General features: G+C 68.9%; 26 protein-coding genes and 3 tRNA genes. 9 read left to right on the plus strand and 20 right to left on the minus strand.

Going from position 1 to position 22,395, the window contains the following annotated elements:
* Positions 1 to 28: 28 nt before the first annotated feature.
* On the plus strand, positions 29 to 2,713 hold the full coding sequence (gene mobF, locus BJ988_RS23690) for a MobF family relaxase (RefSeq protein ID WP_179660323.1): 2,685 nt from the start codon (positions 29 to 31) through the stop codon (positions 2,711 to 2,713).
* 19 nt (positions 2,714 to 2,732) lie between these two features.
* Here mobF and BJ988_RS23695 read toward each other — a convergent pair whose 3' ends face one another.
* Both BJ988_RS23695 and BJ988_RS23700 read right to left on the minus strand, forming a co-directional pair.
* Positions 2,733 to 3,050, minus strand: coding sequence for a type II toxin-antitoxin system RelE/ParE family toxin (locus BJ988_RS23695; RefSeq protein WP_179660324.1), 318 nt, complete (start codon positions 3,048 to 3,050; stop codon positions 2,733 to 2,735).
* The gene (locus tag BJ988_RS23700) at positions 3,047 to 3,289 is read right to left on the minus strand and encodes an addiction module protein (protein ID WP_179660325.1); all 243 of its coding nucleotides are present in this window, start codon (positions 3,287 to 3,289) and stop codon (positions 3,047 to 3,049) included. The genes BJ988_RS23695 and BJ988_RS23700 overlap by 4 nt, the downstream gene beginning before the upstream one ends.
* Before the next feature lie 104 nt (positions 3,290 to 3,393).
* Between BJ988_RS23700 and BJ988_RS23705 the strand changes: the two genes are divergently transcribed.
* The gene (locus BJ988_RS23705) at positions 3,394 to 3,768 is read left to right on the plus strand and encodes a hypothetical protein (RefSeq protein ID WP_179660326.1); all 375 of its coding nucleotides are present in this window, start codon (positions 3,394 to 3,396) and stop codon (positions 3,766 to 3,768) included.
* Between the two features lie 77 nt (positions 3,769 to 3,845).
* Here the strand turns inward: BJ988_RS23705 and BJ988_RS23710 are convergent, their stop codons facing one another.
* The 4 genes from BJ988_RS23710 to BJ988_RS23725 all read right to left on the minus strand — a co-directional run bounded on the left by BJ988_RS23710 (position 3,846) and on the right by BJ988_RS23725 (position 5,940).
* Positions 3,846 to 4,070: a helix-turn-helix domain-containing protein gene (locus tag BJ988_RS23710; protein ID WP_179660327.1), complete on the minus strand. Its 225-nt coding sequence runs from the start codon at positions 4,068 to 4,070 to the stop codon at positions 3,846 to 3,848.
* A gap of 92 nt (positions 4,071 to 4,162) precedes the next feature.
* Complete coding sequence (locus BJ988_RS23715; protein ID WP_179660328.1) at positions 4,163 to 5,449, minus strand: tyrosine-type recombinase/integrase; 1,287 nt, start codon at positions 5,447 to 5,449, stop codon at positions 4,163 to 4,165.
* The gene (locus BJ988_RS23720; RefSeq protein ID WP_218861081.1) at positions 5,446 to 5,718 is read right to left on the minus strand and encodes a helix-turn-helix domain-containing protein; all 273 of its coding nucleotides are present in this window, start codon (positions 5,716 to 5,718) and stop codon (positions 5,446 to 5,448) included. The genes BJ988_RS23715 and BJ988_RS23720 overlap by 4 nt, the downstream gene beginning before the upstream one ends.
* 149 nt (positions 5,719 to 5,867) lie before the next feature.
* Positions 5,868 to 5,940 (minus strand) — tRNA-Arg (locus tag BJ988_RS23725).
* Between the two features lie 107 nt (positions 5,941 to 6,047).
* Here BJ988_RS23725 and BJ988_RS23730 point away from each other — a divergent pair.
* Complete coding sequence (locus BJ988_RS23730) at positions 6,048 to 7,097, plus strand: LuxR family transcriptional regulator (protein ID WP_343051762.1); 1,050 nt, start codon at positions 6,048 to 6,050, stop codon at positions 7,095 to 7,097.
* Between the two features lie 11 nt (positions 7,098 to 7,108).
* Here the strand turns inward: BJ988_RS23730 and BJ988_RS23735 are convergent, their stop codons facing one another.
* From BJ988_RS23735 to BJ988_RS23745, 3 genes are all read right to left on the minus strand, one after another.
* Positions 7,109 to 7,318, minus strand: a complete 210-nt coding sequence (locus tag BJ988_RS23735) for a hypothetical protein (protein ID WP_179660329.1) — start codon at positions 7,316 to 7,318, stop codon at positions 7,109 to 7,111.
* Positions 7,319 to 7,498: 180 nt separating this feature from the next.
* Positions 7,499 to 7,592: transfer RNA gene (locus tag BJ988_RS23740), tRNA-Ser, on the minus strand.
* Between the two features lie 44 nt (positions 7,593 to 7,636).
* Entirely contained in the window at positions 7,637 to 8,122 is a 486-nt protein-coding gene (locus tag BJ988_RS23745; protein WP_246321561.1) for a hypothetical protein, read from the minus strand.
* Between the two features lie 179 nt (positions 8,123 to 8,301).
* On the opposite strand from BJ988_RS23745, the gene BJ988_RS23750 reads away from it, so the two are divergent.
* Positions 8,302 to 8,526, plus strand: coding sequence for a hypothetical protein (locus BJ988_RS23750; protein WP_179660330.1), 225 nt, complete (start codon positions 8,302 to 8,304; stop codon positions 8,524 to 8,526).
* 16 nt (positions 8,527 to 8,542) lie between these two features.
* Here the strand turns inward: BJ988_RS23750 and BJ988_RS23755 are convergent.
* From BJ988_RS23755 to BJ988_RS23770, 4 genes are all read right to left on the minus strand, one after another.
* Positions 8,543 to 8,630: transfer RNA gene (locus BJ988_RS23755), tRNA-Ser, on the minus strand.
* 43 nt (positions 8,631 to 8,673) lie between these two features.
* Positions 8,674 to 8,904, minus strand: coding sequence for a biotin/lipoyl-binding carrier protein (locus tag BJ988_RS23760; protein WP_179660331.1), 231 nt, complete (start codon positions 8,902 to 8,904; stop codon positions 8,674 to 8,676).
* 48 nt (positions 8,905 to 8,952) lie between these two features.
* The gene (locus BJ988_RS30690) at positions 8,953 to 10,713 is read right to left on the minus strand and encodes a hypothetical protein (protein ID WP_246321562.1); all 1,761 of its coding nucleotides are present in this window, start codon (positions 10,711 to 10,713) and stop codon (positions 8,953 to 8,955) included.
* A gap of 85 nt (positions 10,714 to 10,798) precedes the next feature.
* Positions 10,799 to 11,575, minus strand: coding sequence for a carbon-nitrogen hydrolase family protein (locus BJ988_RS23770; RefSeq protein ID WP_179660332.1), 777 nt, complete (start codon positions 11,573 to 11,575; stop codon positions 10,799 to 10,801).
* A 105-nt stretch (positions 11,576 to 11,680) separates the two neighbouring features.
* Between BJ988_RS23770 and mobA the strand changes: the two genes are divergently transcribed.
* From mobA to BJ988_RS23785, 3 genes are all read left to right on the plus strand, one after another.
* A complete protein-coding gene (gene mobA / locus BJ988_RS23775) occupies positions 11,681 to 12,250 on the plus strand; it encodes an NTP transferase domain-containing protein (RefSeq protein ID WP_179660333.1) in 570 nt (189 codons plus the stop codon).
* A 159-nt stretch (positions 12,251 to 12,409) separates the two neighbouring features.
* Complete coding sequence (locus BJ988_RS23780; RefSeq protein WP_179660334.1) at positions 12,410 to 13,384, plus strand: NAD(P)H-quinone oxidoreductase; 975 nt, start codon at positions 12,410 to 12,412, stop codon at positions 13,382 to 13,384.
* 73 nt (positions 13,385 to 13,457) lie between these two features.
* Complete coding sequence (locus tag BJ988_RS23785) at positions 13,458 to 14,051, plus strand: bacterial proteasome activator family protein (RefSeq protein WP_179660335.1); 594 nt, start codon at positions 13,458 to 13,460, stop codon at positions 14,049 to 14,051.
* 40 nt (positions 14,052 to 14,091) lie between these two features.
* On the opposite strand, the gene chrA is transcribed toward BJ988_RS23785, so the two are convergent.
* Positions 14,092 to 15,228 (minus strand): chromate efflux transporter, encoded by a 1,137-nt coding sequence (chrA, locus tag BJ988_RS23790; RefSeq protein WP_179660336.1) that lies wholly within the window; start codon positions 15,226 to 15,228, stop codon positions 14,092 to 14,094.
* A gap of 164 nt (positions 15,229 to 15,392) precedes the next feature.
* On the opposite strand from chrA, the gene BJ988_RS23795 reads away from it, so the two are divergent.
* Positions 15,393 to 15,608 (plus strand): hypothetical protein, encoded by a 216-nt coding sequence (locus tag BJ988_RS23795; RefSeq protein WP_179660337.1) that lies wholly within the window; start codon positions 15,393 to 15,395, stop codon positions 15,606 to 15,608.
* Positions 15,609 to 15,878: 270 nt separating this feature from the next.
* Here the strand turns inward: BJ988_RS23795 and BJ988_RS23800 are convergent, their stop codons facing one another.
* The 3 genes from BJ988_RS23800 to BJ988_RS23810 are packed head-to-tail and all read right to left on the minus strand — an operon-like array spanning position 15,879 to position 17,438.
* On the minus strand, positions 15,879 to 16,466 hold the full coding sequence (locus tag BJ988_RS23800; RefSeq protein ID WP_179660338.1) for an NUDIX hydrolase: 588 nt from the start codon (positions 16,464 to 16,466) through the stop codon (positions 15,879 to 15,881).
* A gap of 10 nt (positions 16,467 to 16,476) precedes the next feature.
* Positions 16,477 to 16,806 (minus strand): YnfA family protein, encoded by a 330-nt coding sequence (locus tag BJ988_RS23805; RefSeq protein WP_179660339.1) that lies wholly within the window; start codon positions 16,804 to 16,806, stop codon positions 16,477 to 16,479.
* Positions 16,803 to 17,438 carry a histidine phosphatase family protein gene (locus BJ988_RS23810; RefSeq protein WP_179660340.1) on the minus strand — a complete coding sequence of 212 codons (636 nt, stop codon included), beginning with the start codon at positions 17,436 to 17,438 and terminating at the stop codon, positions 16,803 to 16,805. The genes BJ988_RS23805 and BJ988_RS23810 overlap by 4 nt, the downstream gene beginning before the upstream one ends.
* 83 nt (positions 17,439 to 17,521) lie before the next feature.
* Between BJ988_RS23810 and BJ988_RS23815 the strand changes: the two genes are divergently transcribed.
* Positions 17,522 to 18,472: a helix-turn-helix transcriptional regulator gene (locus BJ988_RS23815; RefSeq protein WP_179660341.1), complete on the plus strand. Its 951-nt coding sequence runs from the start codon at positions 17,522 to 17,524 to the stop codon at positions 18,470 to 18,472.
* A gap of 155 nt (positions 18,473 to 18,627) precedes the next feature.
* Here BJ988_RS23815 and BJ988_RS23820 read toward each other — a convergent pair whose 3' ends face one another.
* The 3 genes from BJ988_RS23820 to BJ988_RS23830 form a co-directional block, all read right to left on the minus strand.
* Complete coding sequence (locus BJ988_RS23820; protein WP_179660342.1) at positions 18,628 to 20,031, minus strand: cytochrome P450; 1,404 nt, start codon at positions 20,029 to 20,031, stop codon at positions 18,628 to 18,630.
* 104 nt (positions 20,032 to 20,135) lie between these two features.
* Complete coding sequence (locus BJ988_RS23825) at positions 20,136 to 21,359, minus strand: hypothetical protein (protein ID WP_179660343.1); 1,224 nt, start codon at positions 21,357 to 21,359, stop codon at positions 20,136 to 20,138.
* 160 nt (positions 21,360 to 21,519) lie between these two features.
* Positions 21,520 to 22,233 carry a TetR/AcrR family transcriptional regulator gene (locus BJ988_RS23830; RefSeq protein WP_343051763.1) on the minus strand — a complete coding sequence of 238 codons (714 nt, stop codon included), beginning with the start codon at positions 22,231 to 22,233 and terminating at the stop codon, positions 21,520 to 21,522.
* Between the last annotated feature and the right edge of the window lie 162 nt (positions 22,234 to 22,395).

Here is a 22,395-nt window from a genome sequence, read left to right on the forward strand (position 1 = left end):
GACGGTTGTTGATGGGCGGTGATTTCGGATGCATGGTGGCGTGGTGGCCTACTGCGGGGCCGCGGCGGATGCCCGCAAGTATCTGGAGCGGGATCGGTCCTCAGCGGATGACTACTACCTGGCCGAGGGCACCGGTCTCGCCCTCCGGTACGTCGCCACTCCGGAGACGGTGCACCTGGCCGGGGTGATGGATGGCGACATCTATGAGCGCTGGGTGGCCGGGTTGCAGATCGATGGCCCGAAGGCTGGGCGTCCGAAGGGGCGGCTGCGGAACGACAAGGCGGCGAACCGGTTCATGGAGTTCACCGTCAACGGCCCCAAGACCTGGTCGCTGGCCGCGGCACAGGAGCCGAAGATCGCCGAAGCCTACGACGCAGCGCAGGAGCGAGCGGCCCAGGAGATCATCGGCTGGCTGGCACGGCACTCCACCACCAGAGTTGGTCCTCGTGGGCGTCAGGTACAGGTGCCGGTGGCCGAGATCGAGGCAGCGGTCATCCGGCACTACACCTCACGCGCCGGCGATCCACACCGCCACCTGCACGTCCAGATCAACACCCGGGTCCTCGCCAAAGTGATGGGCAGCACCGGATGGCGCGGCTTGCACACGATCGGGATGCGCGACGCGATCGCGGCGATCAACGGGATCGGTCACGCCTCGATGATGTGCGACCCCGAGTTCCGCGCCACGCTCGCAGCCCACGGGTTCCATGTCGATCTCGACACCGGCGAGCTCACCGAGCTGACACCGTACGTCTCGGCGTTCTCGGCCCGGTCGCGACAGATCGAGCAGAACATGGACCGCTACGAGGCAAGCTGGCGTCGCGACCACCCCGGGCAGGAACCCGGACCGCGGCTCCTGCAGGCCTGGGACCGGCGCGCCTGGGCCGACGAGCGACCCGACAAGATCGTCCCCACCTCCGGCGCGGACCTGGAGTGTGCCTGGCGGGATCACCTCGCCGACCTCGGCTACCGTCCACCGACACGGCCCGCGACCCTCGAGGTGACCCGGATCGGGCGCCTGCGCCGAATCGAGTTGACCGCGGAGGTACTGACCCGGCTGGGGGCGCGCCGCTCGGCCTGGAACATCGCCGACGTGCGAGGCGAGGTCGAACAGCTGATCGCCGCCGCCGGCGTGATCACCCAGGCTGCCGTCCGTCACGAGCTGACCGAGGACCTCGCCGCCCGCGTCCTGGCAGCTTCCCAGTCGCTGCTGGACCGTGACGACGTCCCCGAGCACGTACGCTCCTTGACCTCACCCCACGTGCTGGCAGTCGAGCATCACCTGACCAGCCGCCTCGCGAAACGCGCCGAATCCGGGTCGCCACCCGCCACTCGGACCGTTTCGGCGATCCAGCGTGACTCGAGCCGACGAGAGCGGCTCACCCGGGAGCAGGTCCTGGCCGCCGCGCATCTGGCCAGCACCGAGGCGCTGGTGGTCGTCGAAGGCGCAGCCGGCACCGGCAAGACCGCGACCCTCGCCGCAACCCAGGCCGCGCTGGCCGACGCCGGCCGCCGGATGCTGGTCGTCGCCCCCACGCTCAAGGCGGCCAAGGTCGCCGCCGGACAAGTCGGCGCCACGTCGTACTCAGCCGCGTGGCTGCTCCACCAGCACGGCTTCCGTTGGGACGACCACGGCCACTGGGCACACGACGCCGCGATTCCAGGACCGGACGCGCGACTGCGGCGCGGTGATCTGCTCGTCGTCGACGAAGCCGGGATGCTCGATCAGGACACCGCGGTCGCACTGATCCACGTCGCCGACGAGACCGGCGCACGCCTGGCACTGATCGGCGACCGCCACCAGCTCCCTGCCGTCGGCCGCGGCGGCGTGCTCGACCTCGCCAGCCGCTACGCCACCAACCGGTGCATCGACCTGGACGGCGTACGCCGTTTCACCGACCCCGGCTACGCCCACCTGAGCCTCCAGATGCGCGCCGGCGACCGGCCCGGTGAGACCTTCGACCAGCTACTGGCCAGGGGCGAGATCGTTATCCACCCCAGCGACGTCGAACGCCTCACCGAGCTGGCGGCACTCGCAATCGGCATGGATCCCTCGGGCCAGAACGGCGAGTGCGTGGTGATCGCCGATACTCGCGAGGCCGCAGCACGGATCAACACCCTCGTGCATCACACCCGCAGGCTCGCCGGCCAGGTCACCGAGGAGATCACCACCAACGCCGGAGAACGCATCGGGATCGGCGACAAGATCGCGACCCGCCGCAACAACCCCGACGCCGACGTCGCCAACCGTGACACCTGGACCGTCACCGGCCGCGACAAGCACGGACTCGTCGTCCACGGCGACGCCGGACGTCGACACCTACCGATGGCCTACGTCCACCACGACGTCGAACTGGCCTACGCAACCACGACCTACGGCATCCAGGGCGCCACTGCGCACGACGCGCACGTTCTGGTCGGGGGCCACACCAGCGCCGCCTCCGCCTATGTCGGCATGACCCGCGGGCGCGACCACAACACCGCACACCTCGTCGCTGACTCCGTCGAGGACGCCCGGCAGCAATGGATCGACATCTTCGGGCATGACCGAGCCGACCTGGGCCCCGCGCGCGCCGCCCGGCGTGCCCTCGAGGACATCGACCGCTACGGCCCCCGGCCAGCCGCACGTCGGCCCCTGCGCCCAGGCGCTCAGGCCGATCCGCTCGCCACGTTTCGACCGGCGCCCGCCACGACGCCGGGGATCGGGCTATGACCTACCGAGGCGTGGCGCGTCAGCGGCGTACTCGATCTCGCCAGTAGCCCGGTCGACGCTTGGCATGAGCCACCGCCACGATCGTCAGCACGTCCTGGTTGACGACGTAGACGACCCGGTACGGAAACCCGGCGACGCCCTTCGCGTGCACCGACGGCTCACGATCCCAGCCCTGCCACCTCGCCCACGCCTCCGGGTCCTCGACTGCGGCGTCGATCGCTGCGCGGACGGCCTGTGCGAAGCGACCACCCAGACCGTCCTCCCGATCGTCGTACCAGTCGACGTCAGCAGCGAACTCAGCCCGAGCTTCCGGATGGAAGTCGAACGCAGACCTCATGCGCTACGAGCAGCCCGCCGAGCGGCGATCTCCGCGAAGACCTGCTCGCCCGAGACCGTCTCGACCCGACCGCTCACCACGTCGTCCACACGCGAGGCGATCTCCTCCGACCACGCCTCCTCGACCGCGTCGTCATCGACGACCTCGACCGACTCCAGCAACCGAAGAGCCACGTCCTTGCGCACCGACGGAGGCAGGTTCAGGCCCGCCTCGAAGAACTCAGATGCGCTCAGCGTCATGTGATCAGTGTACGCAGGCACGACACTCCTGCCACGGTGTTCGCGAACCCGCAAGGCAACCACCACACCCGAGAAGCAGTCGACCCAACGGCTGTCGACGACTGGTGACGGTCAATGACGAGGTGGACCCAGAACACACCTGGTCCTTGAAATTCGCGCCGATCGAGCGGATAGTCGAAGGCATGTTCGACCTGATCGGTGCCGACGTCCCGTGGCGCGATCGCGCCGCGAGCCGGGCTCCGAACGCGCTCGGTGGCGGCCAGCAGCATGGGGCGGAGACGGTGGGGATGATTCATCACCACCGTGAGATCGATGGCTTTGGTCCGGCACATTGCTCGGGAATCTACGGTGCCGATGAATCATCAGCACCGTACGACCTGCGGAAACTCGCGAGAGACACGGGTTCCGAGGGCTCCTCGGAACCAGCGGCCGGTCGCAGCCCATCCGGGGAGAGCGCGGGGAGAGCACGGTTCCGGTGACTCACCGGCACCGCGAGCACGGCACGGTCCGTTTCGAGGATTGACCGGTTCCGGCGCTGCGCCGGAACCGTGCGATCTCAGAAGGGTCTGCGGCTGGCGAGCCGCTGCTGTCGCATGAATCGGCGTACGTCGCCCACGGTGGTGACCAGGCGGCGGCCCAGCTTGAAGAAGTCGGGCCCGGTCCGGTTCTGGCGCCACCAGCGCAGCGTGTTCGGTGAGACCTTGAGGATCTCGGCGACCTCGGCGAAAGTCAGCACCTCCTCTTCGTCGCGGCGGGAGAACGGGATCTGCTCAGTGCTCATCGGAAACCTCCAGTATCTGTTGGGTGCCACCGATGGGTGACGGCGGCTGCAGTAGCCAGGTGCGCGACGCTCCCCGCGGCGAGAGAATTCACTCAGGCCGCGTTCCCCTCGATGCCGTCGTTGTCGGTCGCGGGGTCGATCTCGTCGAGGATCTCGGCCTCCTCCTCGCTCATCGCCCTGGAAAGCAGTCGGGGGTCTGGCCGCTCCGCACGGAGCGTGCGCTGCAGGTGCGCCGTCGGCGTCCGGTCGACGGCCCGGTCCGGCTCGATGTAGTGCCCCTCGGTGACAACAGTCGAGGAGTGCCCGAGGAAGTCGGCGGCGGCGTCCGCCCCCATCGCTCTGGCGACGACAGTCGCCGCGGTGCGTCGATACCAGCGCAGGCTGATCCCGGAATCGGCCAAGCCGGCGAGCACCAGGAACTCACGAAACGTACGTCGGACGTTCGGCGGGCTGAGCACACCACCGCGACGATTCGCGAAGATCGTGCGCTCCGGCTGACCGTCGAGTGCCGCCAGTCGGCGACGAACCACATCGGCCCCGAACTCGGGGACCGGCACGAATCGCTTCGAGGCATGCGTCTTGGGCCGGTCCTGCCGATACGCGCCCTTCCCCTTGCGCTGCACCACGGTCCCCGTGACCTCGATGAGCATCCCCTTCGGCCCGTCGATGACGTCGCAGGGCCTGATGGCGAGCACCTCGCCCGGCCGCATCCCCGTCGCCAGAAGCACCTCGAGGATGTCCCGGACGACTCCATCAGGCTTTGGACCAGGCCGCCCCGGCTCGGTGCGCCATGCGCACGCCGCCTCCCGGATCGCGGCGACCTGCTCCAGCGTCAGCGCCTGCGGTACGCCGGCCGGTCGCGGCAGCGGCGAGGTCCCGTCGACAGGGTTGCGAGCCATCGCGTCGTGCCGCATCGCGAAGCCGAAGAGCTGGTTGAGCAGGGTCCGCGCGGTCCGAGCCTGCGCATACGACGTCTCGTACTGCCTGCGCAGGAACCACTCCACGCGGCTGGTCGTGATCTCGTTGAGGGTGAAGTGCTCGAGCGCCGGACGAACGTGCAGACGAAGGGCATCGCCATAGCGGTCCCGGGTCCCGTCCGCGACGTCCCGGGTCTCGAGCTCGGCCTGCCATAAGTCGACGAGTCGCCCGAAGGGGCTGGTCGAGTCCAGGACGGCACCGGCGCCGAACTGTGGCCGCTGCAGGATGCGCTGCTTCAGCAACGTGACTGCAACCGTCTTGGAGGATCCGGTGGCCGTGGCCTGACGCATCTTGCCGTCGTGGTCGCGCACCCACGTTCCGGCCGTGACCTTCTTGCCCTTCGGCGTCGTCCAGATCTCGCCGTGGGTTCCGATCGTCAGCCGTGGGCGTCCGCCGCTCATCGCGGTTCCTCCGGCGTCCGGCCGGCCATGTGTCGGTCAGCGTCGTCGTGCTCCATCCGCGAGAGCCAGGCCTCGACCTCACGTAGGCGGAAGCGGATCTCGCGGCCGACGCGGAAGCCCCGCGGGCCGCGGCCCTGGCAGCGCAGGTCGTAGATGGTCTGCACGGCGACGTGCAGGTAGGCGGCGAGCTCGGAGATCGACATCACAGCGTTCAGGCCGTGCTCGTCGGTCGCCGATGCGAGGGTCAGGTGTGTGCTCTTGGTGTCCATGCACGGTAGGTGCACGAGACTCGCCAAGCGCCTCGGAAACACGTCGAGGGCCGTCGATGACGACCCCGAAGTGTTGAATATCTGTTGAATCTGCATGTTTGCTCCTCTTCTGAGGAGTGCCGCACATGCCGCTGACCTGCAAAGTCTTGCGCGCCTGTAGGGATTCGAACCCCAAACCTTCTGATCCGTAGTCAGATGCTCTATCCGTTGAGCTACAGGCGCAGTGTTACCGAAGCAACGTGTAGAAGATTAGCGGATGATGGTCCGTGACCAGAAATCGCCACGTGTGAGAGGATCTGGCGCCAGCCACAGCATCGGGGAGGTGGAGCGTGAGCAAGCGTCAACCCACGCCGTCCGGCGAGGAGAAGAACGTGACCGACGGGGACCGCACGCCGATGACGCGTGCGATGCTCGAGGCCAAGAGCATCGAGCTCTTCGAGCTCATCGCGGACAGAGGCGAGATTCCCGCATCAGACTCGCGGATCAGCCAAGGCGGAGAGTTCGCCGACGCACTGACCTCTTTGATAGAGCTCGGACTGGTTCGCCAGGCCGGCGAAGATGACACCAGCTGGGTGCCTGTCGACCCGGCAACCGTCCAGGCACAGATCGTCACGCCGATGACGCAAGAGGGCATCCGACTGCTCCAGGAGTCGGCCGATTGGGCCAACCACTTCACCACGCTGCGTAGCGCGTGGCGACGTTCGGCGCCCAATGACGAGCGTGGCCCCTTCACCTACGTGCATCGCCCCGCCATCCAACCGTTCGTCGACTCGCTCGCCGCAGAGTGCGAGTTCGAGGCGCTCACCGCACAGCCTCAGAACAGGAGAGCTGGCGGGGACGCGCTGGCAGAGGCGATCGCCAAGGAGCAGGCGATGATCGAACGTGGCGTCACTATGCGCACGCTTTACCAACACGCCGCAAGGCGCAGCAGCGAAACCAGGGAGTACGTCTCAGCAGTCGTGGCGGCGGGCGGCGAGGTCCGCACACTCGATGAGTTCTTCAACCGGATTCTGATCTTCGACCGCCGGATCGCAGTCATTCCCAGCCCGGAAGGCGTCGACGTCGCTGTCGCCGTTCGCGAACCGTCTGTCGTCGCCTATCTGGTCGATGTCTTCGAGCGTGCCTGGGAACGAGGGCGGCCGTTCGGACACGGCGACCCGTCCACCCTGAAAGACATCGCCAGCGAGCAGCGGTCGATGACCCTCAGAATGCTGGTCGAAGGGCACTCGGACCCAGCCGCATCAAAGCGACTGGGCGTCAGCCCGAGAACCTACGCCGGCTACGTCGCCGACCTCAAAGAGGAGTTCGGCGTCGATACCCGCTTTCAACTCGGCTACGAGATCGGGCGAAGCGGGTCGAGCGCAATCGATGACAGCTGATGCTGGGGCGGTCAGCCCCAGGTGATGTCCTTCGCCTGGGTCTTGGAGGCTGTGACGCCGGTGAAACCCCAGGTGATGTCCTGCGCCTGGACCGTCTCTCCCTGATCAGCACCGACTCCCCAGGTGATGTCTGCCTGGGTCTGGCCTGCTGGGAACAGCGTGACCACAACCGTCGCCGCCGAGGCCAGCGCGATAGCCGCCGCAGTGCGTACGAGCTTCATGTTCTTACCTTCCTGGTCTCGAGGCCGATGCCGGTGCCGAGAGGCCTACGGAATGATTATTGTGCAGGTTGGGTACTTTCGGGTAACCCATGTTCCGGCGTGCGGACTTTCGCAGTGCGCAAAAATGCAGGTCAGAACGGAGTTTGGCCCCCTTCTGAAGGGGGCCAAACTCGTTGAAACTGGCGGAGGCGGAGGGATTTGAACCCTCGATGGGGTTTAAGCCCCAAACTCGATTAGCAGTCGAGCGCCATAGACCGGACTAGGCGACGCCTCCATACCGCGCGATCAGGCTAGCAACACCTGAGCGCCTGGGACCAATCAGGAGGCGTCGGAGGGCCCTGAGTTGGTGTCGAGGGGCTTGATCGTGGCCTTCAGGTAGCCCTGGATCTCGCGCACGAACTGCTCCCGATCGATGCCGATGATGGTCACGGGGATGGTGGTCGCGCCACCCTTCTTGAGCCGGAGCTCCAGACACGGCGAACCGGCGGGCATCGTGGTCACCGCCTCCTGGATGTCGGCCCAGCGAGCCTCGCGGACTCCGGCCCCACGCACGAACGCGACTCGGTAGCCCTGGGCACTGGCGCGCAGGACGTACGCCTTGTTGCGGAGCCACCAGCCGAAACCGATCACTGCGACGATGCCGAGGACCAGCGGGACGAAGAGCCACGCGAAGTCGATACGTGCCGCGATCACGACAGCCGTGCCGGCGAAGACCAGCAGCGCCAGACCGACCACGGCAGCGCCGAGAAGGCGGGCCTGCACGGTGGGAGCAAGGCGGTAGTAGGTGAGCTCAGCAGATGACACGCCCCCATTGTGGCCGACACGGAGTCCCAGGGCCGCATCGGCTTGCTCCCTGACGTGACCTAGGTCACACTTTACTCATGACAGGTGTGCTTCCCAATATGTCGGATGCTCTTCGGGCCCTGGATACCGCGATCGCTGCTCCTCGCCCCGGTGCCAACGTAGGCCTATGGCGATGGTCGGTGCGTCAACGCCTCGCAGGGGTACGCGAGGCGCTGATGGTCCTCGACACCGGCCAGGAGTGGCGTGCCCTCAGCGATGTCAACGCGCTCCGCGACCGGGGCACGCTGCTGAGCCGGCTCGCCGTCCTCGCCGACGACGTGCTCGACCGCGCCGACATCGAGGATCTGCTCCTCGAGCTGCGGCGGTTGATGATCGATGTGGATCGACACCTGCAGGAGGTCTAGCCTCGCTCGTTTTCACTGGCAGACGGGGCGGGATTCGAACCCGCGGTAGGTCTCCCTACGACCGCTTTCAAGGCGGTTCCGATCGGCCACTCCGGCACCCGTCCATGCGCCCGTAGGCGCGGGAACTGAGTCTAGTAGCCCAGAGCCTCAGGCGCTCAACTCGACGAGGATGTCGCCCTCCTGGACGACATCTCCGGTGGCGACCTTGACCGCCACCACGGTGCCCGGCGTCTCGGCGAGCACCGGGATCTCCATCTTCATCGACTCCAGGAGCATGACGGTGTCCCCAACAGCGACCTTGTCTCCGGGCTGCACTCCGACACTCATGACGTTCGCGACCATCTCGGCAGCGATCGTGGTGGGGGTTCTGCGGTTCATAGCCCGAACCTACGGGTTACCCGAAGGTAGCCCCAGCCAAGAGGCGCCTCAGAGCAGCGCGTGGGTGCGGCCGGGCTCCGGCCGTACGGCGCTGGCCTCGTCGGCCTCACGCGCCGCCCTGCGGCCGCCGCCGGATTGCGTCGAGCCGGTGAGGGCGAGGTCGATGCGGATGATGATGAAGGCGATCGCCAGACCGATGACGATGCTGTAGACGATCGAGAGCGCCGCCTCCGCGAGCCCGACGTCGGGGTTGAGGAAGGTGCTGGCGACCGGCGCGGTGAGCGCGACACCGAAGAGGCAGACCCACCAGCCCTGGCGGCGGCGAGCACGCATGTGGGTGCCCCAGATCAGGGCGGGGACCCCGAAGAGCGCCTGGATCGGGTGCGGGTAGCCACCGAGGTGGATGCGGCACCAGCGCTGCATGTCGTCGATCGAGTCGATCAGGTCGGTGCTGCCGTAGCGGCGCAGCATCTCGGCGTAGATCAGCGTGAGCGCGAGCATCAAGCCGCCGATCCCGACGACGATCGCGCCGCGCCGACCGAGGCCGTGCAAGCCGGCACCGAGGCGGTAGACCGCGAAGAAGGCGATCGCGAGCGAGCAGGCGAGCGTTGCGTACTCGAATCGGGAGACCGTCACGACCGGCTGGAAGCCGAGCGCGGCGAAGCTTCCGAGCGCGGCGATGCCGACGGCGATGAACGCCTCTCGGATCGTCTTCGGGAAGCGACGCGACGGGACCGTGCTCATCACCGCGAGGACCGCTGCGACCGACGCGACCAGAACCGCCGCCCCGGTGCGCAGCGCCTCGTTGTCCACGAGCACCACGACGAGCCCGGCAACCCCAGCCAGCGCGCCGAAGATCAGCGGCCGGCCGCCGGTGCGGTGGGCCAGCGCGAAGGTGAAGGCGGTGCCGACGACGGCGGCGCCGAGGCCGCCGAGGATCTGCGGGCCCAGGTCGAAGGCGCTGACCGCCAGGCCGAGCAGGCCGACGGCGAGCGCGACCAGCCAGATCGCCCGGACGGTGCCGGCGGTCAGGCTCTCGATGATGCCGAGGCCGGCGCGGGCGGCACCGGCTCCGGGGACGCGCGGCTGGGCCAGGAACGAGGTCACCTTGGCCGCCGTGGCAGGGCGATCGGTCGGCTCCGGCTCGTAGGGAGCAGCCGGACCGCGGACCGGCTCGAGGTGGCCGGACTGGTAGGGATCGGACTGGTACGGGGCAGCCTGGTAGGGGTCAGCCGGATAGGCGGGCTGCTGAACGTGGGACGGCGTCTGCGGCGTCTGCGGCGCCTGCGCCAGTCCGGTCATCCCGACATAGGTCCCCGTGGTGGAGTACGCCGGCGTCTGCCGTGCGCTCGGCGGGGGCGCGGACGGCCCGCTCAGCGCGGGCTCAGGCTCCGTGCGGAACCCGGGCGCCGGGTAGCCGCCATAGGGGTCCTCCTCCGGCTCCGTCCGCGCAGCACGTTTGCCGGTGTAGCCGCTCGGCTCGTCCGGCTGCTCCGTCTCGGCGCGGCCGGCGATCCGTCGGCCACCACCCGTGGGAGGAGCCTCCGGGGACGTCTGACGCTCGTCGTACCACGTCTCGTCGGTCCAGCCGTTCGTGCTCCAGCTCTGACCGTTGCTCTGCGATTCGAAGGGCTGACCGGTGCCCGGGCTGGGCTCCTGATAGCCGGACCAGTCGTCGTCCGCCCACTGTCCATACGCCAGCGCCTCGCTCGAGGTGGGCTCGACATAAGCGGGTGTGGGCTCGCTGCGACCGGCTGCACGACGGCCACGCTTGCTCTTGTCAGCGCGACGGCGGGGGGCTCGGTCCATAACAGTCGAGGATACCGGGGAAGGGGTGAACCTAACGAGTCATCGATATCCGTTTACCGCTGTGACGGGGACTTGTTGACCAGGGTCACATTCTGCGGTTGACCAGGGACGGGTTGGTCCGTCGAGCCTCGTCGAGAACGGCCCGGTCGATCGTCGCGGAGATGATCTCGTCGCCGTCTCCGGCCTCGGCCAGCACGTCCCCGAGCGGGTCGACGATCAGCGAGTGTCCGCTGTAGCGCGGCGCGGACTGGGCGGCGGCCGCGATGAAGACGGTGTTCTCGATCGCGCGTGCGCGTAGGAGGGTGCGCCAGTGGTCGACCTTGCGCGGCCCGGCCACCCACGCCGCCGGCAGGACGATCAGCTCGGCGCCCTGCTCGACCAGCCGTCGGGCGAGCTCGGGAAAGCGCAGGTCGTAACAGGTCATCAGGCCGGTCGGCACCCCGCCGACATCGACCATCACCGGCTCGGTCGCACCCGCGACCAGCGCGTCGGACTCCTTGTAGCCGAAGGAGTCGTAGAGATGGATCTTCCGGTACGCCGCCTCCGCCCCGCCCCGCACCAACAACGTGTTGAACGGCCTGCCGTCGGGGTCGCCGCTGGCCTCGAGCATCCCGGCCACAAGGGTGCTCCCGCGCTTCTCCGCCACCCGGGACAGCTCAGTCCCGAAGGGCCCGTCAGGCTCTTCGGCGTACGGGCTCAGGTCAGACCCCGGCTTGCCGAAGTCGCGGGCGAAGACCTCCGGGAAGACGACCAGGTCGCTGCCCTCCGGGGCGAGCTCGTCGAGGAGTGCCCGGTTGGCGTCGGGCTCGAGGCCCGAGGCGTGCTGCACGAGACTGATCCGGAGGCTGTTCCAGGTGGTCATATCTCCAGACTAGAGTCGCCCTGTGAGCGAGCGCCTGCGAGTGAGCCGTCGAATCTGCACGCCGACGCGTCCGTATTCTGGCGCTTGCGCAACGGAGGTGGTGGCGTGACTGCCTGGGACGAATGGGAGCCGTACGCCGCCGTGCTGCTCGCCGGCGGACGTAGCTCTCGCCTCGACGGAGTCGACAAGTCCGGGATCGAGCTCGGTGGACGCACGATGCTGGCCTGGGCGCTGGACGCCGTCGTCGACGCGACCGAGGTCGTCGTCGTGGGCGACCCGGTGAGGACCGAGCGTCCGGTGACCTTCGTCCGCGAGGATCCCCGGTTCGGCGGCCCGGTCGCCGCCCTGCTGACCGGCGTCGACGCGCTCCTGGCCCCGCGGGCGTACGTCGGGGTGATCGCCGTCGACATGCCCTTCCTGCGACCGCGGACGCTGTCGCGGCTGCGGGAGGCGGCATTCGGTCACGACGGCGCGGTCCTCAGCGGGCCCGACGGGCGCCGGCAGCTGGCGCTGGTGCTCTCCGCCGCGCGGCTCGCCGAGGTCCGCCCGGACCACGAGGGGCAGCACGGGATGTCGTTGCGCACGCTGCTGACCGACCTGAAGCTGGTCGAGGTCGCCTCCGAGGCCGACGAGCACCGCGACGTAGACACCTGGACCGACCTGAAGTCGCTCTGAAGTCACTCTGAGGAGTCGCCGCGGCGCCTCACGCGAGCTGTAACACGCGGTTACACCGACTATCCGGTCGTTCACAACAACCGGATAGACCTACGAACGACGTGTTACACGTCGCCAGGGCACAGCTCGCCACTCCCGCAGCCCCCTAGGCTGGGTGGCATGCGAGCCGTCGTAGCCGAGCAGCCCGGAGGGCCCGAGGTCCTCACCGTCACCGACCGCCCCGACCCGGAGCCCGCACCTGGCGAGGTCGTGATCGACGTCGCCGCCGCGGGTCTCAACCGGGCGGACCTGCTCCAGCGGCAGGGCTTCTACCCACCCCCTAAGGGCGCGAGCGACATCATCGGGATGGAGTGCAGCGGTGTCGTCTCCGCAGTCGGCGAAGGTGTCGAGGAGTGGCAGGAGGGCGACGAGGTGTGCGCGCTCCTGGCCGGTGGTGGCTATGCGACGAAGGTGGCCGTCCCGGCCGGTCAGGCGATGCCGGTGCCCGAGGGCATGGACCTGGTCACCGCCGCAGCGCTCCCCGAGGTCGCCACCACCGTGTGGTCCAACGTGTTCATGGTCGGTGGCCTGACCCCTGACGAGACGTTCCTGGTCCACGGCGGCGCCGGCGGGATCGGCACGATGGCGATCCAGCTCGCCAGCCGGCTCGGCGCCCGGGTGATCACCACGGTCGGCTCGGAGGAGAAGGCAGAGTTCGTGAAGGCTCTCGGCGCCGAGGCGGCCATCAACTACAAGGACCAGGACTTCGTCGAGGTCGCCAAGGTCTACGGCGGCGCCGACGTCATCCTCGACAACATGGGCGCGAAGTATCTCGCCCGGAACATCGACGCCCTCAACCCCGAAGGCCGGCTGGTCATCATCGGCATGCAGGGCGGCAGCAAGGCGGAGCTCGACATCAGCGCCCTGCTCCGCAAGCGGGGCGCGGTGATCGCCACCAACCTTCGCGGCCGCCCGGTCGAGCAGAAGGAGACGATCTGCGAAGAGGTCATTGCGCACGTCTGGCCGATGATCGAGGCCGGTGACGTGAAGGCGGTCGTGCAGGACGTACTTCCGCTGGAGGATGCGGCCGAGGCCCACCGGCTCATGGAATCCGGCACGCACACAGGCAAGATCCTGCTGACCACCGGAGGCTAGGGGCTGTTCGAGAACTCGGCGCCTGGCCGGCGCCTTCCGAGTTGTCGAACAGACCCTGGGTAGGGTTGAGCGCATGACGCAGGAGCAGACCGGGGAAGTCGTGGTCATCGGCCCGGACGGGCAGCCGATCTCGGTGCCCGCCCACGTACTCAAGGACGCCACCACGCAGGAGGCCCCCGAGGACGAAGAGCGCGACGTGGCCGACCTCGTGGAGCAGCCCGCGAAGGTGATGCGGATCGGATCGATGATCCGCCAGCTGCTCGAAGAGGTGAAGGCCGCCCCGCTCGACGAGGCCTCCCGCAACCGGCTCCGCGAGATCCACCAGGCGTCGATAAAGGAGCTCGAGTCCGGGCTCGCGCCGGAGCTGGTCGAGGAGCTGGAGCGGCTCTCGCTGCCGTTCACCGAGGAGCAGACCCCCTCCGAGGGTGAGCTCCGGATCGCACAGGCGCAGCTGGTCGGCTGGCTCGAGGGCCTCTTCCACGGCATCCAGACCGCGATCTACGCCCAGCAGGTCGCCGCCCGCGCCCAGTTCGAGCAGATCCGCAAGGGTCTGCCGCCGGGTGTGACCCTATCCGCCGAGGGCCAACCTGCCCCCGGCCAGGGCGGAGCCCAGCAGTCGGGCGCCCAGAACGACCACGGCGACTCCTCCGGCGGGCTCTACCTCTAGGTGAGCGAGCGGATGCTCACCGAGGCACCTCGGTGAGCATTCACGGCAGCGGCCCACCAGCCACGGCGACAACCACCCCGACCGCGGCAGCGAGCAGCAGTGTGAGCACCACCCCGCGCTTCAGCAGCAGCAGGAGTACGCCGGCCGCGGCGAGCACCACCCACTGCCACCACTCGCTCGTCGCCAGCGCCAGCGGGACGGCCGATCCGAGGATCGCACCGATCGCTGCCGGGCCGGCGCCGTCGAGGAACGCGCGAGTGAGCGGCGAGGAGCGCAGCGCCTCGAAGTGCCGCCCGCCGGCGATGACCATCGCGAACGACGGCCCGAAGGCGATGACTACGGCGCCCAGGGCCCCGAGGAGCCCGGCGGCCGCGAACCCGACGACCGCGACCGTGTGGACGACCGGGCCCGGGGTGATCTGCCCGAGCGCGACCGCGTTGAGGAACTCCGCGTCGCTCATCCAGCCGTAGCGATCGACCGCGTCGGACTGCATCAGCGGGATGATCACGAAACCGCCGCCGTAGGACAGCGCGCCGACCTTGAAGGCCGTCCACGCCAGCGGCGCCGCCACCGCGGCGGTGAGTCCGCCCTGGACCAGGAACGGCAGGGTGAGGACGGACTGGAAGGAGTTCGTACGCCACGGCCTCCGCATCGCCACCTCGACGAGCCCGGCGCCGACGAGCACGAGGACGACCCATGCCCCGGTGGTCGCGGCGGCGACCGTCCCGATGACGGCGTAGACGATCCACCGCGGACGCGACGGGGTCCGCTCGAAGGAGGACGGCACCAGCGCCCAGCCCGCCTGGACCGCCACGGCAGCGACCGCCGCACCAGCCCCCGCGCCCGCGCCCAGCACCCATGCGGGCGGGTCACCGAGGAAGAGGGCCGCCAACGCGAGGATCATGACCAGCCCCGGAAGGATGAACGCGAGGCCCCCGACCAGCGCACCGCGAGCGCCTCCGACCCGCCAGGCCGTGAAGATCGCCAGCTGCGTCGAAGAGGGTCCGGGGAGCAGATTGCAGGTCGCGATCGCGTCCTCGAACTCCTCCGGCTCCACCCATCCGCGGCGCTCGACGACGGTCTCGCGCAGCAGCCGGATGTGGGCCGGCGGACCGCCGAACCCGATGACGCCGATCCGGCCCCATTCCCGAGTGATCTCGGCCAACGACGTGGTCATGACGCGCAGCGTACGGGCTGAACATGATGTTTCTCAGATGTGGATATTCCGTAACTCTAAAGTGGCGAAAAGTCGCGTCATGCCCACCCCGCGCCCCCGTCTCTCTCATGTGAAGGCCGCCGACCCGGACGGCCAGCGCCGTTCGCCGAGAAGAGGAAGAACCAATGGCTACCACCACGATCACCGCACGTCACCGCAGTGACCTGACCGCCGTCGAGTCGATCCGCAACAACGTCCTCGACGCCGTCCGCAGCATCCGGAAGAGCGACCCGTCCGAGCACAAGCACCGCGGCGGGTTGCCGCCGGCCGTCGGCAACACGATGTTCGGCGTCGCCGCCGTGGCCGCCGTCGGCATCGTCGCGCTCGGGGCCGTTCGCTGACCATGCGCAACCATCGTCGGTCCGGAGTCCACAGCCTGAGGCTGTGGCTGGCCGCTCTGCGCCGACCGAGGGGGCGGCACAGGGCGCGGCCGGGAGGCCGCTCCACGGACTGAGTGTCGTCGCACGTGCCGATCTGGGGATCCGCACTCGAAGCGACGACGCACACCAGAGATCTCGTCGTACCGGGGGGATGTCGACCAGATCTCGCAAGAACCGCAGCCGACCATCCTGGGGGGGATGGTCGGCTGTGGTGCTGCTGGGGTAAGGCCGTCAGGCCGGTACCGTCGACTCCTCCACGCGTCCGCCATCGGCCGCCTCGACAGGACCGGCCGCTCCCGAGGCGGCCGCGGCGCGGCGTACGTCGGCGTCCGTCCACAGGTCGAGGAGCGACGCCGGCCAGATCGCCTCGTCGGTCGTGGCGAGCTCGGCGCGCGTCCACCAGCGATGGCCGGCCATCGTGAGCAGCTCGACCTCGGTGTGGCCCGCGGTGGAGACCTCGAACTCGGGCACCCAGCACGCGTAGAAGACGTCCTGCTGATCGATGACCACGTCGCTGTAGCCGTGCACGACGGTGCGTCGCATCGTCGGTCCGAGCAGGTCGGCCTCGGTGATCCGCAGGCCGGTCTCCTCCTCGACCTCGCGCACCGCCGCTTCCGCTTCGCTCTCACCCGGGTCGATGCCTCCGCCCGGCGTGATCCACCAGCGCGCCCCCGGGACCCCCGGGTCGGAGTCGGCGAAGAGCAGGATCCGGTCGCGATCGTCGATCAGGAGCACCCGAACAGTGCTGCGGGTACGACGGGGCCGCTCTCCGGGCGCGACCGGGACGAAGGTGTGTGGAGAGACTTCCTCGGAACTCATGATCCCATCCTCACCCACGCGGCGCGTACATGATCACGCCCATCCCGGCCAGGCACAGCGCCGCACCGGCGATGTCCCAGCGGTCCGGCCGGAAGCCGTCCATCGCCATCCCCCAGACGATCGAGCCGACGACGAAGACCCCTCCGTACGCAGCCAGGATCCGCCCGAAGTGAGCATCGGGCTGCAGCGTGGCGACGACTCCGTAGAGGCCGAGCGCGATGAACCCAGCGCCCACCCAGAGCCAGCCGCGGTGCTCCCGCAGCCCCTGCCAGACCAGCCAGGCGCCACCGATCTCGGCGACCGCGGCCAGCGCGAAGAGCAGGAGCGAGCGGAGGATCAAAAGCCCTCGCCGATCAGGTGGGCGCCGCCCAACGGGTCGTTGTTCCAGGAGATCGTCGTCCAACCCTCGTCCGGGCTGCCCTCGACGACCGCGAGGCCGGTGTTGCGGATCCGGTTGTCGTCACCGAAGGCGGGCGACTGCGTGGTGCGCAGCCCCGTCCACATCCGGATCGCGGCACCGTGCGAGACGATCGCGACCGTGTCGTCGGGCTCGTGCTGCTTGGCCACCGCCTGCACCGCGGCGTCGTAGCGCGCCAGGAACTCGTGGCCCGCCTCGCCGCCCGGGACCGGGGTCTCGAGAGTGCCATCGATCCAGTCGGCGAGCGCCTCGAGATAGGCCGTCACCGACTCCTTGTCGGTGGCCATCTCCAGGTGTCCGGCGTTGATCTCCTCGAAGCCCTCCTGCACCACGACCGGAAGGCCGGTCCGGGCGGCGAGCGGCTCGGCGGTCAGCTGCGTACGGACCAGGCGGGAGGCGTACAGCCCCGCGATCCTCTCCCCCGCCAGCGCGTCAGGCACCGCTGCGGCCTGGGAAAGGCCGAGCTCGGTCAACCCCGCGCCCGGGAAGGCAGTGTCGAGCGCCCCCGAGACGTTGCTCGGGGTCTGGCCGTGTCTGATCAGCAGAAGTCTCATATGCCGGTAAGGGTACGGGACCTGCCGTGCCGAGAGCGACGGACTAATCTGAATCCGGACGAACCAATTCCGGGAGCCGCACGATGGGACACGACGAGAGCCCGACAGCTCGGGCACTGCTCACCCTCGAGCTGCTGCAGTCCTCCCCCGGCATCACCGCCGAACGGCTGGGCGAGCGGCTGCGGGTCACCGAGCGCGCCGCGCGCCGCTACGTCGCCATCCTGCGAGAGGCCGGGATTCCGGTCGAGTCCGAGCGCGGCCCGTATGGCGGCTACCGCCTCGGCCGCGGGATGCGTACGCCGCTCATCTTCACCACCGCGGAGGCCCTCGGCCTGGTGATGGCCCTGCTCGACGGCCACCACGACATCGCCGACGCCACCGGCCCGGTCGGCAGCGCCGTCGGCAAGATCGGCCGGGTGCTGCCCGAGTCGCTGTCACAGACGGTGGCCGCGGTGCGGCGTACGATCTCGGCCGTCCCCGACCAGAGCGCCGCCACCCCTGACCCGGACATCACCACCAGCCTGGTCCAGGCCTGCGACTCCCAGCGGCGGAGCACCATCACCTACACGACCGAGAACGGCAACGAGCGCAAGATGGTCGTCGACCCGTGGGCGGTCGTCGTCCGCCACGCCCGCTGGTACCTGCTCTGCTGGTCCCACACCGCAGACGCGCGCCGGGTGCTCCGGGTCGACCGGATGGCCGCGGTCGACATCGAGGAGACCGCCTTCGTACGACCTGAGATCGATCCCGTCACCGAGGTCGAGGAACACCTCGGCGAGGGCTGGGCCTACTCGGTCGAGGTCGTCTTCGAGGCCCCGTTCGCGCAGGTCGACCGCTACCTCCCCCGCGTCCTGGGCCGCCTCGAACCCCTCGACGACGGACACTGCCGCCTCGTCGGGAGCACCAACAGCCCGGATTGGTACGCCCAGGAGCTCGCCCGTCGCGCCGTCCCGTTCCGGGTGGTCGAGGGCGACGAGGTACGCCGCTGCGTGGCCACCCTAGGCCAACGACTCCTCGACGCCGCCGAGCGCTGACCTCCCGTTGGTCGAGCCGCGAGGCCGCCTGCGGCCGAGCGCGTCGAGACCAACACGGTCGGATCGGCGCTCGAGGGGACTGTGTTGGTCTCGACACGCCTCCGCCGCCCTCGCTTCGCTCGGTCGCATAGCGGCTCCGGCGGCTCGACCAGCGCTCAGAGGAGCTTTGCCGGCAGTCGGGAGTAGCCGCGGAGGATGCGGGTGGGGTGGCGCTCGCGGTCGCCGACGAGCTCGAGGTCGGGGAACCGTTCGAAGAGGAGCCGGAGCCCGATCTCACCCTCCATCCGGGCCAGCGCGGCGCCGAGGCAGAAGTGGCGGCCGCTGGAGAAGGAGAGGTGGTCGCGGGCGTTCTCCCGGGTGACGTCGAAGGTGTGCGGGTCGGTGAAGACACCCGGGTCACGGTTGGCGGCGGCCAGCACCGTGTTGATGATCGTGCCGCGCGGGATCTCCTGACCGGCGATCGTCGAGTTGCGCCGGGCGACCCGGCCGGTGAGCAGCACGGGCGGGTCGAGCCGGAGGATCTCGTCGGACGCGTTCGCCCACAGCTCGGGGCGTGCCGCGAGCACCTCGAGCTGCGACGGGTTGTCGTGGAGCAGCGCGATGCCGTTGCCGATCAGGTTCACGGTGGTCTCGAAGCCGGCCGCGAAGACCAGACCGGCGATGGCCCGCAGCTCCTTGTCGCTGAGCCGGTCGCCGTCGTCGCGGAGCGCGACGAGCTGGCTGAGCAGGTCGTCGCCAGGGTGATCGGCGAGATATGCCAGATGGCCGCGCAGCCAGTTGTCGAACTCCTCCAGCGACGCCTCCATCTCCCGGAACGTCCGCCAGCCAAGCCCGATGTCGAGGCTGAGCGCCGCGCCCTTGCCGAGCTCCAACATCCGCTCGCGCAGCTCGACGGGGACGCCCAGCACCTCGGAGATCACCGTGATGGGCAGCAGCCCGCAGTAGCGGGTGACGAGGTCGACGCTGTCGCCGGAGGACGCTTCCTTCTCCAGGTCGTCCAGCAGCTCCTGGGCGATCTCCGCGGTGCGGGTCCGCAGTCGCTCGACCGCTCGCACGGTGAAGACACGAGTGACCAGCTTGCGATAGCGGGTGTGCTCCGGCGGCTCGGTCGCGAGCAGCGACGGCGGCTGGAGCGGAGCGAACACGTCGCTGGCAGACCAGGTCGCCGCGCGCGCCAGCAGACCGGTCCCCGACTCGTCGGGCGCGAAGAACCCGGTGACGAAGTCGTTGCTGGTCAACACCTCTTTGATGACCTCATGATCGACCGCGAGATGGCTGAAGCCGCCTTGGTAGAGCGGCCCACGCGCACGGAACTCCTCGAACAGGTCGACCAGGTCGAAGGTGTGCGACCCGGGCCCGCTCAGGATCAGGTCACCCTGCAGGTCTCCCTTCCTGGCAGACCGGACGATGGCGGTACGCGGCAACCCGTGCCCCAGCGCCCAGCGCACCCCCTGCTTGGCGGTGCGCTCCACCGGCCCCAGCGTCCGGCCCAGCGTCCAGCCCAGCGTCCGGCCGGCAATCGTGCGAGCGCCGACGGGCGGCGTGATCTTGAGCGGCATGCGAGACCTCCGAGGCACAGGAACACGTTTCATGCAGCGTACGCCGGGGCCGAAGGCCGCCACATCCGACCGTGGTAGCAAATCCGGCCGTCCCGGGGCGGCGATCAGCGCTTGATCTTGCGATCGCCCTTGGGCCAGGAGTGCGTGTAGCCGGTGACCTTCGCGGCACCGTCGACCCGGACGCTCCATTCGGCGTGGCCCGAGGCGACCGGCTTGACCACGACGAGCTGGTCGGGCTCGGTGATCGTGACCGTACGTGTGAACCGCTCCGGCGCGCCCCACGGATCCATCGCGATCCTGGCCGTCACCGGCAGCCTGCTGGTGTCGATCCGAAGACCGATGGCCTCGGTCATAGCGATCGCCTCCACCGACAGCTTCCTGGTGGGCGCGGGCTCCGCGTTCGGCTTCTTGGTCGGCGAGGGCTTCGGGGTCGGTTTCGGAGTTGGTTTCGGAGTCGGTTCGACCCCGACCGAGGACGGCGGCCCGCTCGGCGAGACCGCCTCCGACGGCGGCTCGATGACCTCGTCGCTGGCGCCGGCGGTGGGCGCCGACTGCTCGCTCTGCGGCTCCTTCTTGTCGGACGAGTCGGCATCGGAGCCGGTCACGACGCCGCGTACGACCTCGTAGACCAGGATCAACAGGAGTACGGCGGCGATGACCAGCACCACCCGACCACGACGGGTCATCCGAGACCGCCGGTACGGGCCCGGTTCCATGTGGTGCAACGGCACCAACGGCCCGGGCGACCTCTCGGAGACCGGTTCAGCGACGAGCTCTGCACCCGGGCCGGGCCCTGGCTCAGGAATCGGCTCAGGAATCAGCGCGGGGGCCGGCGGCGGCCCTGTCGGCGGCGCAGGCGCCGGCTCGGGTTCCGGCTCGGGTTCCGTTGGCTCGGGCTCAGCCGGCTCGGGCTCCGCTGGCTCGACAGCAGGCGCCGGAACGGCCAGGACCGGCGGCACGTACGGCTCCTCCGCCTCGGGCTCGGGCTCCTCCACCGGCTCGACGACTTCCTGGACGACCACCGGCGCAGCGGCAGCAGGGAGCCATGCCGCCCCGGGAGCCTGCCCTGGCGAGGCGTAGGTGCCGAAGACCTCGAGCATCTCGACGTCGGTGACCCGACCGTCGGGATGGACGAGCATCCGGATCCGGGCGTCGTCGTCGGTGGCGACGACCTCGACGGGCTTGCGGCTCGGGCGGGCGAGCTGCTCGCGCACGGCACGTATGCCTGCCTGATGCGGATCCTCCCCCCACGGACGATCCACCACCAAGCCGTTGAGCGTCGTCACACCGCGGTTCACGGAGAGGATGGCTGTCTGCTTCCGGGCCATCAGAGGCCTCCGGAAGGGTCGTTGCACACGTGTGGGGGTCCTTGTGGTGGGGGAAGCGGGCAAGGGCTCGGAAAGTGTGTCGGTCAAGCCTCATCGGGGCAACTCACACGCGCCGCCCGTGCCCACCATTTACTGAGCCGTCAGACTGGTTGGGACCGTGTCAGGCGACCTCGAGGACCTTGTCCTCTCGGAAATCGTCGAGCATGTCCACGGCGACCTCGTTCGCAGCACTGATCTTTTCTTCGCTGACACCGCAGATCCGCAGGCATGAGGCCGCAATAGCCCATGCCTCCGGGCACGAGATCCGCCGGACCGAGTCCTCGGTGCGCATGTTGATGACACCCTCGACCTGCTGGATGAGCATGTTGCCCAGCTGCTTGAGACCGATCGTCGACAGCACCGTCTCCGTGGCCACCCTGCTGGCGAGATCGGCGTAAGCCTCAGCCAGCTTGTCGTGCTCCTCGCGGAAGTCGACGTAGACCTCTTCTTTGGTCACGTCCGGCAGCAGATAGAGCATGCCGACGTTGTGCGGCACGTCCGCAAGCGTGCGTACGTCGACGAGAACAAGCAGATAGAGGGCTGTCTCGACGTTCAGAGGTGGCACCTGGTTGAGGATCTTCTCGACCTTGTCCGTGGTCGGACGAACCGTGGTGCGGAGCAGCTCGACAAGGATCTCGTCCTTGCCTGCAAAGTGGTAGTAGAGAGAAGCCTGGCGGATGCCGACATGGTCGGCGATCTCGCGGGTGGAGGTCGCTGCGAAACCCTGCGACACGAAGAGTTTCGCTGCGGCTTCGAGGATCTGCTCACGTGGTGAGGCGGTGCCCGAATCGGGCACATGCCTGGGGCGGCCGGGCCGAGAACGCCTAGTTGTCATGTACGTCATCTAAGCGGCCTCCCGAGTTTCGGGGAAGATTCGAAAGAGTCTTCTTCCCCTAGAGAATAGTGCCGAAAGTCCCGCCAAAGGGTTGAAGTCCTCGTGGACAAACGGTATGGCATGACGAACCGATAAAGCTGGCACGGCATCCTCCCGAGGACG

The sequence above is a fragment of the Nocardioides panzhihuensis genome (genome assembly GCF_013408335.1).
GTDB lineage: Bacteria > Actinomycetota > Actinomycetes > Propionibacteriales > Nocardioidaceae > Nocardioides > Nocardioides panzhihuensis.